The sequence below is a fragment of the Mycobacterium sp. SMC-8 genome (assembly GCF_025263565.1).
In the GTDB taxonomy this organism is placed as follows: domain Bacteria; phylum Actinomycetota; class Actinomycetes; order Mycobacteriales; family Mycobacteriaceae; genus Mycobacterium.
The window spans coordinates 2,909,654-2,926,441 of the sequence record NZ_CP079865.1; the positions used below are offsets into that span (position 1 = coordinate 2,909,654).

The following is a 16,788-nucleotide window of genomic DNA, read 5'->3' on the forward strand; positions in this document are numbered from 1 at the left end:
CCTACCGAAGTTAGGGTCGCCTTTCTAGCTGGTTACCGGCCGGTAAGTTCATAATGTGCCGATGAAGCCTGACTATGACGTGCTGATCATCGGCTCGGGGTTCGGCGGCAGCGTGAGTGCGTTGCGCCTGACCGAGAAGGGCTACCGCGTCGGCGTGCTGGAGGCCGGCCGGCGCTACGCCGATGAGGAATTCGCCAAGACCTCCTGGAACCTGCGGAAGTTCCTGTGGGCCCCGCAGTTCGGCATGTACGGGATCCAGCGCATCCACCTGTTGCGCAACGTGATGATCCTGGCCGGCGCCGGTGTGGGCGGCGGATCCCTGAACTACGCGAACACGCTGTACGTCCCGCCGGAGCCGTTCTTCAACGACCCGCAGTGGAAGAACATCACCGACTGGCGTGCGGAACTGATGCCGCACTACGACCAGGCCCAGCGAATGCTCGGCGTCGTCACCAACCCGACCTTCACCGACGCCGACCGCATCATGAAGGAGGTCGCCGAGGACATGGGCGTCGGCGACACTTTCGTGCCGACCCCCGTCGGGGTGTTCTTCGGCCCCGACAACGAGAAGACGCCCGGCAAGACCGTGGCCGACCCGTACTTCGGCGGGGTCGGTCCGGCCCGCACCGGCTGCATCGAGTGCGGCTCCTGCATGACCGGCTGCCGCTACGGTGCCAAGAACACGCTGCTCAAGAACTACCTGGGCCTGGCCGAGAAGGCCGGCGCCGACGTGTACCCGCTGACCATGGTCACCGGTTTCGAGCAGCGTCCCGACGGGCTGTGGGAGGTGCGGACCAAGCGCACCGGAGGCAAGCTGCGCCGGCGAAGCAGGACGTTCACCGCCAACCACCTGATCCTGGCCGCCGGCACCTACGGCACGCAGAAGCTGCTGTTCAAGATGCGCGATCAGGGCAAGCTGCCCGAGCTCTCCGACCGGCTCGGCATGCTCACCCGCACCAATTCCGAGTCGATCGTCGGCGCCGGACGGCTCAAGGTCGGCGACGACCTCGACCTCACGCACGGTGTCGCGATCACGTCGTCGATCCATCCGACGCCGGACACCCACGTCGAACCGGTGCGCTACGGCAAGGGCTCCAACGCGATGGGGCTGCTGCAGACGCTGATGACCGACGGCACCGGGCCGCAGGGCACCGACGTGCCGCGATGGCGGCAGCTGATCGACAGCGCGCGGGATGACCCGCGCGGCACACTGCGGCTGCTCAACCCGCGCCGCTGGAGCGAGCGCACCATGATCGCGCTCGTCATGCAGCACCTGGACAACTCGATCACCACGTTCACCCGCAAGACCAGGTTCGGTTTCCGCATGCTCGACAGCAAGCAGGGCCACGGCGAACCCAACCCGAGCTGGATCCCGGCGGGCAACGAGGTCACCCGGCGCATCGCGAAGAAGATCGACGGCGTCGCCGGCGGCACCTGGGGTGAATTGTTCAACATCCCGCTCACGGCGCACTTCCTCGGTGGCGCGGCGATCGGCGACAGTCCCGGGCACGGCGTCATCGACCCGTACCACCGGGTCTACGGCTACCCCACCCTGTCGGTGATGGACGGCGCGGCGATCTCGGCGAACCTCGGGGTGAACCCGTCGTTGTCGATCACCGCCCAAGCCGAACGGGCCGCGTCACTGTGGCCGAACAAGGGCGAGGACGATCTGCGGCCGGCACAGGGGCAGCCGTACCGCCGGCTGTCCCCGATCGCGCCGAAAAATCCTGTGGTGCCGGCGGATGCGCCGGCGGGGCTGCGTCAGATCCCGATCGAACCGGTCAGCTCGGCCGGGTAGCGGATCAGGCACCACATCTCCCGGCCGGACACCACCACCTCGGCGTCACCCAGACCTGCGGGCGCGGCCTCGGTATCGGTGTGTGTGTCGATGACGACGCTGATCTCCACCTCATCGTCGGTGCCGGACAACACCATGCGCACCGTGCTCGACGCATGAGCCAGCACCTCGGAGAGCCGGTCCACCAGTGCGGCGATCTGCTGGTCGCCGAGGTCGGGCAGTGTGCCGGACAGGTCGAACGCCACGCCGAGATTGCGTGCTTCGGCGTCGTCGACGAGCGTCCGGATCTTCTGCATCAGCGGATGGTCGAAGATGCCGGCCTGATCGAAAAGCGCTCGAAGCCTGCGGCATTCAGCGCGGGCCTGGGCTTGCATGGCCGCGTCGACGGGTTCGCCACGCGTCAGCGCATCCAGCAGGGGGACGACGTTGTCGACGATGGTGGCGTAGCGGCGCTGGTATTCGGTGCGCAGCGCGGCGCTGACCCGGTCCCGGGTGACCAGCCGACGGTGGGCCCGGGTCTCGGCCTCCACCACTTTGGCCGCGTCGCGCATCAGACCGTTGAAGACGAAGGCGAACAGCTGCACGCCGAGAATGCTCGCGGTGCCCAGACCGATGTTGACGAGCACAACCGCGGACGGATCCCGCAGGGCCACGACAGCGCTGTTGAGCACCCAGAAGCCGACCAGCAGCGCGGCCCCAATCCTGGTCGGCAGTGCGAGAAGCAGCGGCAGCACACACCAGCCGATACCGCTCTGCGCCCAGTGCGCGTACCCGACCAGCGCGTCCTGCGGCAGTAGCGCAGGCTGGGCGACCGTGACCGCCAGCAGTAGCAGTCCGGCCGGCCAGGCCAAAGTCCATCGCTGGCAGAGTATTCCGGGTACCGCGGCCAGCGTGCCGAGTGCTGCGACGACACCGAGTACGGCATCGGCGGCGGGAACGGTCACGGCGAGGTTCACCAGGGCGTACGCGGCGAGCGCGAGACCGTAGCGGGTTCTGGTGCGCTCCAGCAGACGGTCCGGGTCCACGGTCGGCGACTTCACCGCGGTGTCGGTAGGGGACCACCACAGTTCGGTCACCGTTCCGGCGCCCGGGCTGGATATCACGCGTGCCTGGCCGCGCGCCCGCGCCATCCGATCGATGATCGAGTCGTCCACGCCGTGACCGCGGCGCGGCACGCCGACGTCGAAGCCGATTCCGTCGTCTTCGAGGCGGATCATGCTGCCGGACACGGTGATCCGCAGCAGCGTGGCGCGGGAGTGCCGGTCGACGTTGGTCATCGCCTCGCGGGCCGCCGCGATCACCGGAGCGGCCGTCGCCCCGGGCAGCCGGAGGCGTTCCCTGCCGTCGAACACCACCGGTGTGGTGAGGCGCTGGGCGCACTCCCGCAGCGCCGCAACCAGTTCCACCCGCGCCGGCGGAGCCACCCAGGCGCCGTCGCTGAGCAGGCGCAGATCGCGCCGGGCCTGGGCGGCGAGGCGCCGCGTGGGCAGCGGACCGCCCTGGCCGACCATCAGCAGGGTCGATGCGGCCGTGTCGTGCAGCAGAGCGAGTTGTTCGCGTTCGTAGTCGCGGAGAGCGTCGGTCACCCGGCGGGCGACCTCCGCTTCGTCGCGCTCGCTGCGGGCACGGTCGATCACGCCCGCCGCCCGCAGCAGCATGTAGCGGATGATCGAGGCCGTGGCGCATTGGACGACGAAGTAGAACAGCGCGGTCACTGAGGTCAGGTTTTCCCAGCCGGTGACGGCGGCGGCGCCCCAGGCGTAGGCCGCGGCGATTCCGGCGGTCATCAGCACGCTGGCCGGCGCCGGCACCGACACCGAGATGCTCACCACCGCGGTACCGGCGATGGCCTGCGGAGCCGAGTTCGACGCGTAGAAATCCGCAGCGGGCGTCAGTACCGGGATGGCCAGACAGACGGCCAGCACGAGGGCGTAGTCCACCGCCAGCCAGGCCGGGTGGTGGGACCGGGTGAGCAGCCGCGCCGCCGACCACACCGCGAGCACCGCCAGCAGCCACCTGCCGGCAGGGGTGGCCAGGCCGCCTGGATCGGCGAGTGTGATGAGCGCGACGCCGAGGTTCACGGTGTTGCGCATCAGCAGACCGACGGTGGCCGCCCGCCTCATCAAATGCCGTTGCGCGGCAGAACCCACCCTGGTGCCGCTCGTCGCCATGCCGCCCCCCAGCGAACCCGATGCGTTGTCGCCGCTACGTTAGCCCGGGGAACATATCGCCGCCGTCGTGTCGGTCGAACGTACTAATTCGTCGTTGCCGGCGACAGAAAGCCCATATTCGGCAACTTCAGCCGGGTTTTCCCTCGCGGCCGCCGCAGGGCTGGGATTAAATACCGGCACGGACTGACAGTTTGACGAGTGTGTCTACCAGGGGGAGGTGCCGGGGGGATGTCCCGCGAGGGCGAGGCGCGGCGACCTGTGCGAATCGCGATCATCGACGATCACGATGTCGTGCATGCAGGGATTCAGGCGTGGTGCGGGGACGCCGACCCGCCGATCGAACTGGTGGACAGCTTCATGCGTCCGGCCGAGTACTTCGACAAGCACCCGGCCGACGGAGGCGACGTCGACGTGGTGCTGCTCGACCTGCAGATCGAAGGCCACCGGCCGGACTTCGAGACGCTGTCCAGGCTCGCCGATCGCGACCAGCGCGTCATCGTGTACTCCCACATCACCGCCGACGAGGTGATCCTGCGGTGTCTGGATCTTGGCGCGGTCACCTACCTGGTGAAGTCGGAAGGCAAGCGCCACCTGATCGAGGCGGTGCACTCGGCGCACACCGCCACGCCCTACGTGGGTCCACGGATGGGCAAGGCCATGCTCAACGACAGCACGGTGGGGCGGATCAAACTCACCGAGCGTGAGAAACAGATCCTGGTCGCGTGGTTCCAGACCGAGAGCAAGGAACTGGTGGCCAAGCGGCTGTTCATCGCGCCGACCACCGTGCGCACTCATCTGCAGCGGGCGCGGGCCAAATACGCGGGGGTGGGCAGGCCGGCCCCGACGAAGTCGGCGCTGCTGGCGCGCGCGATCGAGGACGGGATCCTCAGCCTCAACGACCTTTACTAGATTTCGGCCGTTCGGCTGACAGACAGTCCCGCCGGGCGCCGATAGCGTGGCCAGTGCTCGGGGGAGTCAACGTGATCGCCGGTGGCGAGGCGGTTCGGCAGCGGGGGGTGCGCCGAACCGCGGGAGCGCTCCGGCGATCACGTTGACCGGGCACTCACTAGACTGACCCGGTGGAATCTGCAGCTCCCCGCCCGGTCCTGGTCGTCGACTTCGGCGCGCAATACGCGCAGCTGATCGCCCGACGCGTACGCGAGGCGCGGGTGTTCTCCGAGGTCGTCCCGCACACCACCACCGTCGACGAGATCAAGGCGCGCAACCCGCGGGCGGTCGTGCTGTCCGGGGGTCCGGCCAGCGTCTACGCCGACGGCGCACCCCGGCTCGACCCCGCGTTGTTCGACCTCGACGTCCCGGTGTTCGGGATCTGCTATGGGTTCCAGGCGATGGCGCAGGCGCTGGGTGGCACCGTCGCGCACACCGGCACCAGCGAGTACGGCCGCACCGAGCTCAAAGTGGCTGGCGGACAACTGCATACCGACCTGCCCCACACTCAGCCGGTGTGGATGAGCCACGGCGACGCGGTGACGGCCGCACCGGACGGTTTCGAGGTCGTCGCGACCAGTGCCGGGGCTCCCGTAGCGGCCTTCGAGAACAAGGACCGCCGGCTGGCCGGCGTGCAGTACCACCCCGAGGTGATGCACAGCCCGCACGGCCAGCAGGTGCTCAGCCGGTTCCTGCACGAGTTCGCGGGCATCGACGCCACCTGGACACCGGCCAACATCGCCGAGGCCCTCATCGAGCAGGTGCGCACCCAGATCGGCGACGGGCGGGCGATCTGCGGCCTGTCCGGCGGGGTCGACTCGGCGGTGGCGGCGGCGCTGGTGCAGCGCGCCATCGGTGACCGGCTCACTTGTGTGTTCGTCGACCACGGGCTGTTGCGCTCCGGCGAACGGGCCCAGGTGCAGCGCGACTTCGTCGCCGCCACCGGCGCCAACCTCGTCACCGTCGACGTGGCCGACCGGTTCCTGGAGGCGCTGTCGGGGGTGACCAACCCGGAGGGCAAGCGCAAGATCATCGGCCGCGAGTTCATCCGCGCGTTCGAGGGTGCCGTCCGCGACGCCGTCGACCTGTCCGGCGGTGAGGTCGAGTTCCTGGTGCAGGGCACGCTCTATCCCGACGTGGTGGAGTCCGGCGGCGGTTCCGGCACCGCCAACATCAAGAGCCACCACAACGTCGGCGGACTGCCCGACGATCTGAAGTTCACGCTCGTCGAGCCGCTGCGGCTGCTGTTCAAGGACGAGGTGCGCGCGGTAGGCCGGGAGCTCGGGCTGCCCGAGGAGATCGTTGCGCGCCAACCGTTCCCGGGACCGGGCCTGGGCATCCGGATCGTCGGCGAGGTCACCGCCGAGCGGCTGGACACGTTGCGCCGGGCCGATGCCATCGCCCGTGAGGAGTTGACCTCGGCGGGACTGGATCACCAGATCTGGCAATGCCCGGTGGTGCTGCTGGCCGACGTCCGCTCGGTGGGGGTGCAGGGTGACGGCCGCACCTACGGCCATCCCATCGTGTTGCGTCCGGTGTCCAGTGAGGACGCGATGACGGCCGACTGGACGCGGGTGCCTTACGAAGTGCTGGAACGGATTTCGACGCGGATCACCAACGAGGTGCGTGAGGTCAACCGGGTGGTGCTCGATGTCACCAGCAAGCCGCCGGGCACCATCGAATGGGAGTAGTCACGCGCCGAGCGCCATGTCCCAGAACGCGACCTCGTGGGACAGCACCTCGGCGATGACGTCGTCGTGGTCGGCCGGGGTCGCGAGTTCCTCGAGCGCACGCACGTAGTCGGCGAAACCCGGAGCGGTCCAGTGCTCGACGAACTCGCGGTACGGGGACGAGTCCGACGCGGCGGTGGCCCACGCCAGCAGGTAGACCTTCTCGATGACCCACAGCGCCGTGATGGCCGCCTCGTAGGGCGCAGTGTCGAGGCGCTGCAGCAGTTCCCGGTACTTCAGCGTGGCCGGCAGGGCGGGCTGGTCGGTGTCGATACCGCGCTGCGCCGCCTGCCCGTCGAACCAGTCGAGTTCGGACACCAGCGCGGCGCAGCCTCCGGCGAGCGTGGTCTGGGCCGGCCGCGGTGCGCGTGCGAGCAGCCGGGCCTGGAACGTCAGCAGATCGGCGACGAACACCGCGTCCTGCACCAGCCACCGGTCGAAGTCCGCGTCGGTGATGGTGCCCTCCCGCACATCGGCGAGGAAACGGTGGCGGGTGGCCGTGGCCCAGAGTCCGTCAAGCACGCCCGGAAGGATACTTGGCGGCTATTCGCCGGCGGCCTCTGCCGTCTTCTCGACCAGATCACCGAGCAACTGCGCCACCGTGGATTCCACCTGCGACTCGATCGAGAACGCCAGCGTCGCAGCGACGGCGGTCACCGCCTGGGTGCGGAAGCGCACCAGCGTCGTGATCAGCTGGGCGACCTCGACGTCGTCGGGCAGGGCCGCGCCGGGGTTGACCTTGTCGACCACCTCTTCGAGGCCGGCCCGCACGAGGATCGCGCTGATCTGGTCGAGCAGGGGAGTCACCTGCTCATGCAGGTCGATCAATTTGTCCAAAGCCACGCCGTAGTGCCTGATTTCGGTGAATGCCTCCACCAAGGTGGGGCGCACGATGGTGGCGTGCGCGTCGTCCTCGACCCGGATGATGCCCAGCGCCACCAGCCGGTCGAATCCGGCGTCGTCGTCGATCAGACGCCGCGCCGCGGTCAGCGGCATGCGCTGCGGCTTCTCGGTGGCCCAGCTGCCCGCGATCGCCGATTCCAGGCCCAGCATGTCGCCGAGATCCTTGCCCTGTTCCCACGCCGAGAGCATCTCCTTGACATGGGCGATGTTGTAACCGCGGTCCAGCAGCGAGGTGATCAGCCGCAGCCGCGTCAGATGCGTGTCGTTGAACAGCGCGATCCGGCCCACCCGCAGCGGCGGGTGCAGCAGACCGCGGTCGCGGTAAACCCGGATGTTGCGCGTCGTGGTGCCCGCGAGCCGCGCGAGGTCGTCGATACGGTACTCGCCGGAATCGGCGGCGCCGTGCGGCTGTACGGCGGCGTCGAACAGCTGTGACACCGCGTTCTCGACCACGTCGCGCGAGCCGCGTCGGACCCGGCGCAGAATCGTCTGGATGGGGCCGGACATCTCAGGCCACCGCGGTGTAATCCTCGGCGCGGAACTGCATCTGTCGACGATACTGCGTCGCGAACCCCGGGTACATCGAGGCGTTGAATCCGTCGGCGGTCAGATACCAGCTCTGGCAGCCTGACATCCAGGTGGTCTTGGCCAGCCGCCGCTGGATGCGCTCGTTGTAGCGCCGCTGGACGTCGGCTCGCACATCGAGATAGCGCAGGTTCCGGTTCAGGATCGCGGTGATCGCGTCGACCGCGTAGGCGATCTGGCCTTCGACGTAGACCAGCAGCGAGTTGTGTCCCGGGCCGGAGTTCGGCCCGGTCATGAAGTACAGGTTCGGATAGCCGTGCGCGCTGGCGCTTTTGTAGGCCTCGGCGTGGTCGGCCCAGTCCTGCTGCAGCGACCGGCCGCCCAGGCCCGTGACCGGAAACGGGGGGCCGGACAGATGGACGTCGTAGCCGGTGGCGAAGACGATCGCGTCGAGATGGTGCTCGACGCCGTCGCTGGTGCGGATTCCCGCGGGGCTCAACGTGGCGATCGGCCAGTCGATCAGCTTGCAGTTGTCACGCTGAAGCGCGGGGTAGTAGTCGCTGGAGATCAGCATCCGCTTGCAGCCCGGGGTGAAGTCGGGGGTGAGCTGGCGACGCATCCACGGGTCCCTGACCTGTTGACGCAGATGGGCTTTGCCCAACTGGGCGACCAGACCACTCATCGGGGTGTTCCACACCAGTGCCGCCGCGCTCGCCTCATGCCCCCAGTACAGGGCCTGGCGGGCGATCTCCTGGGCGGCAGGGACTTTAGCGAACAGCGTCTGCACCGCCGTGGGCATCGGGAGATCCAGGCGCGGCAGCACCCAGCCCGGGGTGCGCTGAAAGACCTTGACGAAGGCGGCCGTCTTGACCAGCTCCGGAACGATCTGCACCGCGCTCGCGCCGGTGCCGATCACCGCGACACGCTTGCCGGCGAAGTCGTAGTCGTGGTCCCACGATGCGCTGTGGATCTTGCGGCCACGGTAGGTGTCGATGCCGCGGATCTCGGGGAAGCTGTGGTCCGCCAACGGTCCTGAGGCCAGCACCACCGTCCGGGCCTGGAACCGCTTGCGCCGCTTGGTGCTCACCGTCCACACGCCGGTCTGATCGTCGAACTTCAGGCCGGTGACCTCGGTGCCGAACCGGATCAGCGGGGTCAGGCCGTGCTGGTCGGCCATGTCCTCGATGTGCCGGAGGATCTCCGCCCCCGACGGGTACGCCCGTGACCATGACGGGTTCTTGACGAAGGAGAACGAGTACAGCAGCGACGGGATGTCGCACGCTACACCGGGATAGGTGTTGTCGCGCCAGGTTCCGCCGACCCGGTGTCCGCGCTCGACGATGACGATGTCCTCGACGCCGGCCTGCCGAAGCTTGATGGCGGTGCCCAGCCCGGTGAATCCGGCGCCGACGATCAGGGTGTCGTGAATCATGTCAGGCGGCTGGCTCGTGGGTGAGTTCTGTGAACCAGCTCGGGATCGGCTTGAGCAGAGCCCGGGGATACAGGTCGGACAGTCGGACCATCGTGTTGGCCAGCAGGTGATACGGATGGCGCGGTTTGACGACCATCGCGGCGTGCCGGCGAAGCACCCGGTAGGTGGGCACCCTGGACGTGAATTCCCCACGTTCACCCAGGGTCTGGAATCGCTTGACCGCGTTGTACAGCCGCTCCGGCTCCAACCCCATACCGACGATCTCATTGCGGATGCGGTTGAGCAGCGGGATGTACATGACCGCGCCGATGATCAGGCCGGGGGTGGCGACATTGCCCACGAATTCGATGGCCAGGCGACGGGCATCGGCGTGGCCGATCATGTTCAGAACCTCGAAATCGACGGCGATGTGCCGGGATTCGTCGTTGTTGATCTTCTCGAACACCTGGTGGCAGACAGGATCGTCGACCTCCTCGAGCAGGAACTTCAGCAGTGCGCCGTCCAGTGCCACCTCCAGCATCGGGATCACGGTGCCCAGGATCGACAACGACATGCCGTCGGCGTAGGTGTCCAGCCAGTCCATCGCCAGCCGGATGTTGACGTTCGGTTCGGGCATTTCCCCGTCGTCAAGCATGCCCCACCGTTTCATCAGCGCGAGTTCGGCATTGGCGTGCCGCTGCTCCTCGGCATGGAATAGCGGTAGATCTCGGCGATCGTCGGGGTCGGTGCCTTCTTGGCCAGCGCGGCGAAACCCCGTGCCCCGATGTTCTCGATCCAGCACAGGTCGGCCATGAACGCCTTGAGCTTCGGGCGCTGTTCGTCGGTGATCTTCTCGGCCCCCGGAGCGTCCCAGTCGATGTCGGCCAGGGCCCACTGCCTGTCCTTGATCTTCGCCAGCATCGAATCCATATCCATGGCCATGAGAGTCCTCTTCAGGTGGTGAGACGGGCGGCTATACCGGCGGCTCGGGTGAATACGGTAGGGGTGAGACGTTTGACGCCCCAGCCGATTCGGGCCTCCGGCTGGGGCATGCAATACAGGCCGCCCCGGTCGAGGGTGTCCAGCGCGCTGCGGGCGACGCGGGCGGCCGAGAATCCCGTCCACCGCATCAACTGCTCGGCGAATCGGCTGGTCTCGGTGGAGATCCGGCCCGACGCCACGATGCTGGTCTTGACGAACGTCGGGCACAGCACCGTGACGTTCACCCCGGTTCCGGCGAGTTCGGCGGCCAGGGTCTCCGACAGCGACAGTGTGCCGGCCTTGCTGACGTTGTAGGCCGCCATGCCGGGGGCGGCGCCGAACGCCGCCGCGGAGGCGACGTTGATGATGCCGGCGGGACGGCCGGCATCCCGCAGGATCGGGGCGAACACGTGGCAGCCGTGGATGGGGCCCCACAGGTTGACGTTCAGCACCCAGGTCCAGTCGTCGAGGTCGGTGTCACCGATGAAGGCCCCGCCTGCGCCGACGCCCGCGTTGTTGATCACCAGGGTCGGGGGTCCGCCGAACCACGAGTGCGCCTCCTCGGCAAGGCTGTACACCTGGCCGATATCGGTGACGTCGCATGGTGCCGGCTTGGCCTGGCCGCCGTCTGCGGTGATGGCTGCGGCGGTCTGCCGGGCTGCCTCGACGTCGATGTCGCTGCACACCACCCGGCCGCCGCGGCGCGCCAGTTCGGCGGCGAACGCGGCGCCGATCCCGCTTCCCGCGCCGGTGATCACCGCATCGGCGCGGTGTGTTCGCTTCGCTCCGAAGAGAGCCGTCGAGAGCACGACACGGATACAACTCCCAATGGTGACATTTGTCAATGTCACATTTTTAAATGGCAGCGATGGCGCTTCCGGTCATGTTGACGCTTGTCGGTGGGCGGGTGTTTACTGGCTACATCGAACAAAGTTTCGAACAGTGGATGGTTCGGATGGGGTGAAAGGTGCTGTTGTGACGACGCCAAAGAGCCGGACCCGGTGCGCCGTCACCCGTGCTGAGCAGGTGGAACAGCTTCGCAAGCAGATGGCGTCGGTGTCGGGCAAGGTGGGCGGCTCGCGCCGGATGGCGACGCCCGACCCGGCGCTGTCACCCGCTCCGGATTCTTTGCTGCCGAGGTCCGAATCGCTGGCTGAAGTGCTTCCCGAATCGTTGCCCCGCGGCACGGTGGCGGTCCTGTCGGGGGCCAGATCGTTGCAACTTCGGATGGTCGCGGCGGTGACCGCCGAGGGCGGCCATGTGGCGATCATCGGTCAGCCCGACGTCGGACTGCTGGCGGCGGTGGAGATGGGGGCCGACCTGAGCAGGATCGCGGTCATCCCGGAGCCGGGGGCCGATCCGGTCGAGGTGGCCGCGGTGCTGATGGACGGGATGGATCTGGTGGTGCTCGGGCTGGGCGGCCGGCGAGTGCCCCCGAGCAGGGCCAGGGCGGTGGTGGCCCGGGCCCGTCAGCGGGGGTGCACGCTGCTGGTCACCGATGGTGACTGGCAGGGGGCCTCCGCGCGGCTGGAGGCCAGGGTCAGCGGGTACGAGATCGCGGGAGGGCAGGAGGACGGGGTGCCCACCCCGGGGTGCGGACGGATCAGCCGGGTGCGGCTGTCGATGCGTGCCCGGGGCCGGTTCGTCGGCCGTCCGGCGCGCGCCGTGGGTGGGTGAAGCGGTGAGTGCGTCCAGGGTGTTGGCGCTCTGGTGCATGGACTGGCCCGCCGTCGCCGCCGCAGCGGCCGCCGGTCTGTCCCCGACCGTGCCGATCGCGGTCACCCTGGCCAACCGGGTCATCGCCTGCTCGGCGGCGGCACGCGCGCTGGGGGTGCGCCGGGGGTTGCGGCGCCGGGAGTCGCAGGCCCGGTGCCCGGAGTTGCACGTCGTCACCGCCGATCCGGCCCGGGATGCCAGGCACTTCGAGAACGTCACGACCGCCGTGGATGACCTCGTGCCCCGGGCGGAGGTGTTGCGGCCGGGCCTGCTGGCGTTGTCGGTGCGCGGTGCGGCCCGGTACTTCGGATCCGAGCAGACCGCCGCCGAGCGGTTGGTCGACGCGGTGGCCGCAGCGGGCGCCGAATGTCAGGTCGGGGTCGCCGACCAGCTGCCCACCGCGGTCTTCGCCGCCCGGGCGGGGCGGATCATCGGCGCGGGGGAGGACGCGGCGTTCCTGTCCGGGCTGTCCATCCGGCAGCTGGCCACCGAGCCGAGCCTCGCGCCTGCCCCGCGCGAGGATCTAACAGACCTGTTGTGGCGCATGGGAATACGGACCATCGGTCAGTTCGCCGGACTGTCGCGCAGCGATGTGGCCTCCCGGTTCGGCGCCGACGCGGTCGCGGCGCACCGCATCGCGCGCGGGGAGCCCGCCCGCGGACCGTCGGGGCGGGAGCCCGAGGCCGAACTCGACGCGGTGATGAACTGCGAGCCGCCGATCGACCGGGTCGACGCGGCCGCGTTCGCCGGGCGGTCGCTGGCCGGCGAACTGCACCGCAGCCTGGAGGCCGCGGGCGTGGGATGCACCCGGTTGGCTATCCACGCCGTGACCGCCGCGGGGCAGGAGCTCGAACGCGTCTGGCGCTGCGCGGAGCCGCTGACCGAGGACGCCACCGCTGACCGGGTGCGCTGGCAACTCGACGGATGGCTGAATCGCCGCAACCCGCAGGACCGGCCCACGGCGCCGATCACGGTGCTGCGGCTGCGGCCGGTGGAGGTGGTGTCGGCCGAGGCGCTGCAACTGCCGCTGTGGGGAGGTGTCGGAGAGGAGGACAGGCTGCGGGCCCGACGGGCGCTGGTGCGGGTACAGGGGTTGCTCGGTCCCGAGGCGGTCAAGGTGCCGGTGCTCAGCGGTGGCCGCGGGCCGGCCGAGCGCATCACCTTCACCCCGCTCGGCGATGAGCTTGTGCCGCAGTCGGATCCGAACCAGCCGTGGCCCGGGCGGTTACCCGAGCCGTCGCCGACGGTGCTGCTCGACGACCCTGTCGAACTGTTCGACGCCCAAGGCGACGCGGTGCGAGTCACCGGTCGCGGGTTGTTCTCCACGGCCCCGGTGCGACTGAACGCGCCGGGGCGCTCCGGCCGGTTGTCGTGGTGGGCGGGTCCCTGGCCGGTCGACGAGCGATGGTGGGATCCGGCCTCGGCCAAAGCCGGCAGGACCGCGAGGGTGCAGGTGCTGCTCGACGCTGACCCGGCGCAGGCGCTGCTGCTGTGTTACCGGCAACGCCGGTGGTACCTGGAAGGAGTGTACGAGTAGCAAGGCCCAGGTCTGCCCGTATTCCACCGCCACCCGCGGCAACATCGACGTCAGGCTCGTCGTCACCGACGACTGACACCGGGTCACCGACGACTGACACCGGCCAGCTGCGCCGCGAACCCCCCCACCCGCTCAATGAACCGGTCGAAGAAGGCCGCCGGATCGACCTCGACGCCGATGAGCGCGTTGGGTTCGCGGCCCCAGTGGCGGCTCCAGTCCGCGATCGTCATGCCGCGCGTCAGCGTGCCCGTCAGCTCGACGTCCACCGGTGCGGGCCGGTAGGACACCAGCGCGGTGTCCAGCGCGACGGCGGCGGCCAGCGGGTCGTGCAGGTGCGCGAGGTACCCCTCGCCCTGGTCGTGATGGAACTCGAAGTAGAACCGCATCGCGTCTTCGAGCACCCGGATCAGCGGATTGGAGGCCGTCGACGCGGTGCCACGGGGATCACTCACCGACATCGGGGTTGACGTCGACCCGGCGGCCTCGGCCAAGCGGCTCAACAACTGTGGGGTCATCGCGGCGTGCTCGGTCAGGTTGAGTCCCAACATGATCGGAAGGTGCTCGGCCCCCGCGCCGTTCCACGCCGCGAACACCTCGGCCGCCGACTCCGGGTCGACGCTGACGTTCCATTCGGCCACCGGGGTGGTGTTGCCCCGGTAGTCGAACGCGCCACCCATGATCACCAGCCGGCCCAGCAGTCGCGGCAGCGCGGGTTCGGCGCGCAGCGCCAGCGCCAGGTTGGTCAGCGGTCCGGTCGCGATGCCGATCAGCTCGCCCGCGTGGGCGCGGGCGGCGCGCACCCACGCTTCGGCAGCGTCGTAGTCGGTGAGTCGGCTTGTCGGAGAAGGCATCTGCACATACCCGAGACCCTGGGGACCGTGTGTGTCCTCGGCGGTGCGCAGCGGCGCCACCAACGGGACCTCCGATCCCCGCGACACCGGCACGCCGGTGACCCCGCACAGCTCGAGCAACGCCAGATTGTTGCGGCATACGGCGTCCACCCCGACGTTCCCCGCGGTGGAGGCGATTCCGACGAGTTCGGCCTCGGGGCTGGCGAACAGGTACACCAGTGCCATCGCGTCGTCGACCCCGGTGTCGACGTCGACGAAGACCGGGCGGCGTGTCCCGCTCACCAGTGCAGGCCGGGCATCAGTCGGGCGGCCCGCTTGACCGGGCGGGGTACCCGCAACGCCGGCACCGGCCGGCTCGGCCGCTGGGGTCTGCGGACCGGTGACCGTCTCGGGGGCGCAGGGTCCGGCGAGATGCCGCGTGCCGCAGCGGAGTCCGGGAACCCGAGATACAGCTGGTGCAGCACGCGCCGGGACAGCTTCGGGGTGAAGTACATCCCGATGTCGGCCAGGGTGCCGATCGGGGTGTCGATCCGCGTGGGCTTGTCCACCAGGGCCCGCACCACCATCGCGGCGGCGTGCTCGGCGGAGATGGCCGGCGCCGGGTTGAGCCGGCCCGACGGCGCGATCATCGGTGTCTTCACCAGCGGCATGTGGATGTTGGTGAACGTGATGTGGTCCGAGAGCGTCTCGGTCCCCACCACGTCAGCGAACGCATCGAGCGCCGCCTTGGACGGAATGTAGGCGCTGTACCGGGGGTTGTGGGCCTGCGCGCCGGCGCTGGAGACGTTGACGACATGACCGAACCGCCGTTGCTGCCAGTGCGGCAGCAGCGCCAGCACCATGCGCACCGCTCCGAAGTAGTTGACCGCCATCACCCGTTCATAGTCGTGCAGACGGTCGGTGGACGCCATGACCGAACGTCGGATCGAGCGGCCCGCGTTGTTGACCAGGTAGTCGACATGTCCGAACCTGCCGAGGATGTCCTTGATCGTGTGCTCGACGGCCGCGGAGTCGGTGACGTCACAGGTGAACGCGTGCGCGTCGCCGCCGGTGGCGCGGATCTCGGCGACCAGCTCGTCGAGCGCCTCGGCGTCGCGCGCCAACGCGAACACCGTCGCGCCCCGGGCGGCCACCGCGATCGCCGAAGCACGGCCGATCCCGCTCGAGGCGCCGGTGATGATCACATGCCTGCCGACCAACGGCCCGGCCGGATCGTCCCGGCGGGCCCGGTCGGGGTTGAGGTGCTGCGCCCAGTACCGCCACAGCTGCGGGGCGTACGTCGCGAACGCCGGCACGGTGATCCCGCTCCCGCGCAGTGCCTCGGCGGTGTGTTCGGAGGTGAACGTCGCCACCGGCGCGACGGGATCGAGTGCCGCGACGGGAATGCCGAGTTGGGTGGCGGCCATGTCGCGCAGGACCTTCGCCGGTCCGCTCACATGCCGCAACGGTGCGGTGACCGCCCGGGGCAGCGACCCGACCAGCGGCGGAAGGCCCGCCGCCGCAGCGACGCCGCGATAGATCCCGCGCAGACTCGTCGTCGCCGGCGCCGTCAGGTGAAAGGTCTGGCCGTCGCGCCCGTCGAGACGTATCAGCGCGACGAGCGCGTCGACGACGAAATCGACCGGCACGAGGTTGGTGCGGCCGACGTCGGGCAGCACCACCGGCGTGAACTTCGGAAGTGCCGCGAGCGCCGACAGGATCCCGAAGACGCGGTAAGGCCCGTTGGCCCTGTCGATCTCGCCGGTGCGGGAATCGCCGACCACCACCCCGGGCCGGTACACGCGGAACCGCAGTCCTTCGGCCGAGCGCACCAGCAGCTCGGCTTCGAACGCGGCCCGGTGACCGGGCGCCGGCAGGTCCTGGCCGACGTCGAAGTCGTCCTCGGTGAACGTGCCGCGGAAATCGCCGGCCACCGCGATCGACGACACGTGATGCAGCGTCGCGTCCAGCCGCCGGGCCAGCGCGACCACCGCGCCGGTGCCGTCGGGGATCGGCGCGCAGTGCACGACGTGGTCGACAGGACCGAGCTCGGCCGCCGGGGCGTCGACCAGGGGTCGGACCCGGTCGTCCCACCGCCGCGCCAGACGTTCGAACCGGCCAAGCGAGTCTCGGCGCACCAGCACGTGCACCTCGTCGGTGTCGCATTCTTCGAGCAGTCGGCTCACCAGCCGGCTGCCGATGAACCCGGTACCGCCGGTAACGACATAGCGCATCCAG

The 16,788-nt window shown here is 69.3% G+C and carries 12 protein-coding genes and 1 pseudogene; 5 read left to right on the forward strand and 8 right to left on the reverse strand.

All coding sequences use genetic code 11. The features are described 5' to 3' along the window. Positions 1 to 61: 61 nt before the first annotated feature. Positions 62 to 1,798 (forward strand): FAD-dependent oxidoreductase, encoded by a 1,737-nt coding sequence (locus KXD97_RS14230; RefSeq protein WP_260757489.1) that lies wholly within the window; start codon positions 62 to 64, stop codon positions 1,796 to 1,798. Here KXD97_RS14230 and KXD97_RS14235 read toward each other — a convergent pair. Next, the gene (locus tag KXD97_RS14235) at positions 1,762 to 3,969 is read right to left on the reverse strand and encodes a sensor histidine kinase (protein WP_260757491.1); all 2,208 of its coding nucleotides are present in this window, start codon (positions 3,967 to 3,969) and stop codon (positions 1,762 to 1,764) included. The genes KXD97_RS14230 and KXD97_RS14235 overlap by 37 nt on opposite strands. Positions 3,970 to 4,197: 228 nt before the next feature. Between KXD97_RS14235 and KXD97_RS14240 the strand changes: the two genes are divergently transcribed. Next, positions 4,198 to 4,878 carry a response regulator transcription factor gene (locus KXD97_RS14240; protein ID WP_260757492.1) on the forward strand — a complete coding sequence of 227 codons (681 nt, stop codon included), beginning with the start codon at positions 4,198 to 4,200 and terminating at the stop codon, positions 4,876 to 4,878. A 170-nt stretch (positions 4,879 to 5,048) separates the two neighbouring features. Further along, positions 5,049 to 6,608 carry a glutamine-hydrolyzing GMP synthase gene (gene guaA, locus KXD97_RS14245; RefSeq protein WP_260757493.1) on the forward strand — a complete coding sequence of 520 codons (1,560 nt, stop codon included), beginning with the start codon at positions 5,049 to 5,051 and terminating at the stop codon, positions 6,606 to 6,608. On the opposite strand, the gene KXD97_RS14250 is transcribed toward guaA, so the two are convergent. From KXD97_RS14250 to KXD97_RS14270, 5 genes and pseudogenes are all read right to left on the reverse strand, one after another. Then, positions 6,609 to 7,169, reverse strand: coding sequence for a TenA family transcriptional regulator (locus KXD97_RS14250; protein ID WP_260757494.1), 561 nt, complete (start codon positions 7,167 to 7,169; stop codon positions 6,609 to 6,611). It lies immediately after the preceding gene. 21 nt (positions 7,170 to 7,190) lie between these two features. Beyond that, positions 7,191 to 8,057: a MerR family transcriptional regulator gene (locus tag KXD97_RS14255; RefSeq protein ID WP_260757496.1), complete on the reverse strand. Its 867-nt coding sequence runs from the start codon at positions 8,055 to 8,057 to the stop codon at positions 7,191 to 7,193. Position 8,058: 1 nt separating this feature from the next. Further along, positions 8,059 to 9,507, reverse strand: a complete 1,449-nt coding sequence (locus tag KXD97_RS14260; protein ID WP_260757497.1) for an NAD(P)/FAD-dependent oxidoreductase — start codon at positions 9,505 to 9,507, stop codon at positions 8,059 to 8,061. 1 nt (position 9,508) lies between these two features. Next, positions 9,509 to 10,428 (reverse strand): annotated as a pseudogene (locus KXD97_RS14265) (ferritin-like domain-containing protein). A gap of 11 nt (positions 10,429 to 10,439) precedes the next feature. Continuing rightward, complete coding sequence (locus KXD97_RS14270; protein ID WP_260757498.1) at positions 10,440 to 11,276, reverse strand: SDR family oxidoreductase; 837 nt, start codon at positions 11,274 to 11,276, stop codon at positions 10,440 to 10,442. Between the two features lie 166 nt (positions 11,277 to 11,442). Here KXD97_RS14270 and KXD97_RS14275 point away from each other — a divergent pair, with 166 nt between their 5' ends. Together KXD97_RS14275 and KXD97_RS14280 are read left to right on the forward strand one after the other, a co-directional pair. Then, positions 11,443 to 12,144 (forward strand): hypothetical protein, encoded by a 702-nt coding sequence (locus tag KXD97_RS14275; protein ID WP_260757500.1) that lies wholly within the window; start codon positions 11,443 to 11,445, stop codon positions 12,142 to 12,144. Between the two features lie 37 nt (positions 12,145 to 12,181). Then, positions 12,182 to 13,720, forward strand: a complete 1,539-nt coding sequence (locus tag KXD97_RS14280; protein ID WP_260757968.1) for a DNA polymerase Y family protein — start codon at positions 12,182 to 12,184, stop codon at positions 13,718 to 13,720. A gap of 83 nt (positions 13,721 to 13,803) precedes the next feature. Here KXD97_RS14280 and KXD97_RS14285 read toward each other — a convergent pair whose 3' ends face one another. Both KXD97_RS14285 and KXD97_RS14290 read right to left on the reverse strand, forming a co-directional pair. Next, positions 13,804 to 14,853: a nucleoside hydrolase gene (locus KXD97_RS14285; protein WP_313901373.1), complete on the reverse strand. Its 1,050-nt coding sequence runs from the start codon at positions 14,851 to 14,853 to the stop codon at positions 13,804 to 13,806. Next, the gene (locus KXD97_RS14290; RefSeq protein ID WP_260757504.1) at positions 14,850 to 16,784 is read right to left on the reverse strand and encodes an SDR family oxidoreductase; all 1,935 of its coding nucleotides are present in this window, start codon (positions 16,782 to 16,784) and stop codon (positions 14,850 to 14,852) included. The genes KXD97_RS14285 and KXD97_RS14290 overlap by 4 nt, the downstream gene beginning before the upstream one ends. Between the last annotated feature and the right edge of the window lie 4 nt (positions 16,785 to 16,788).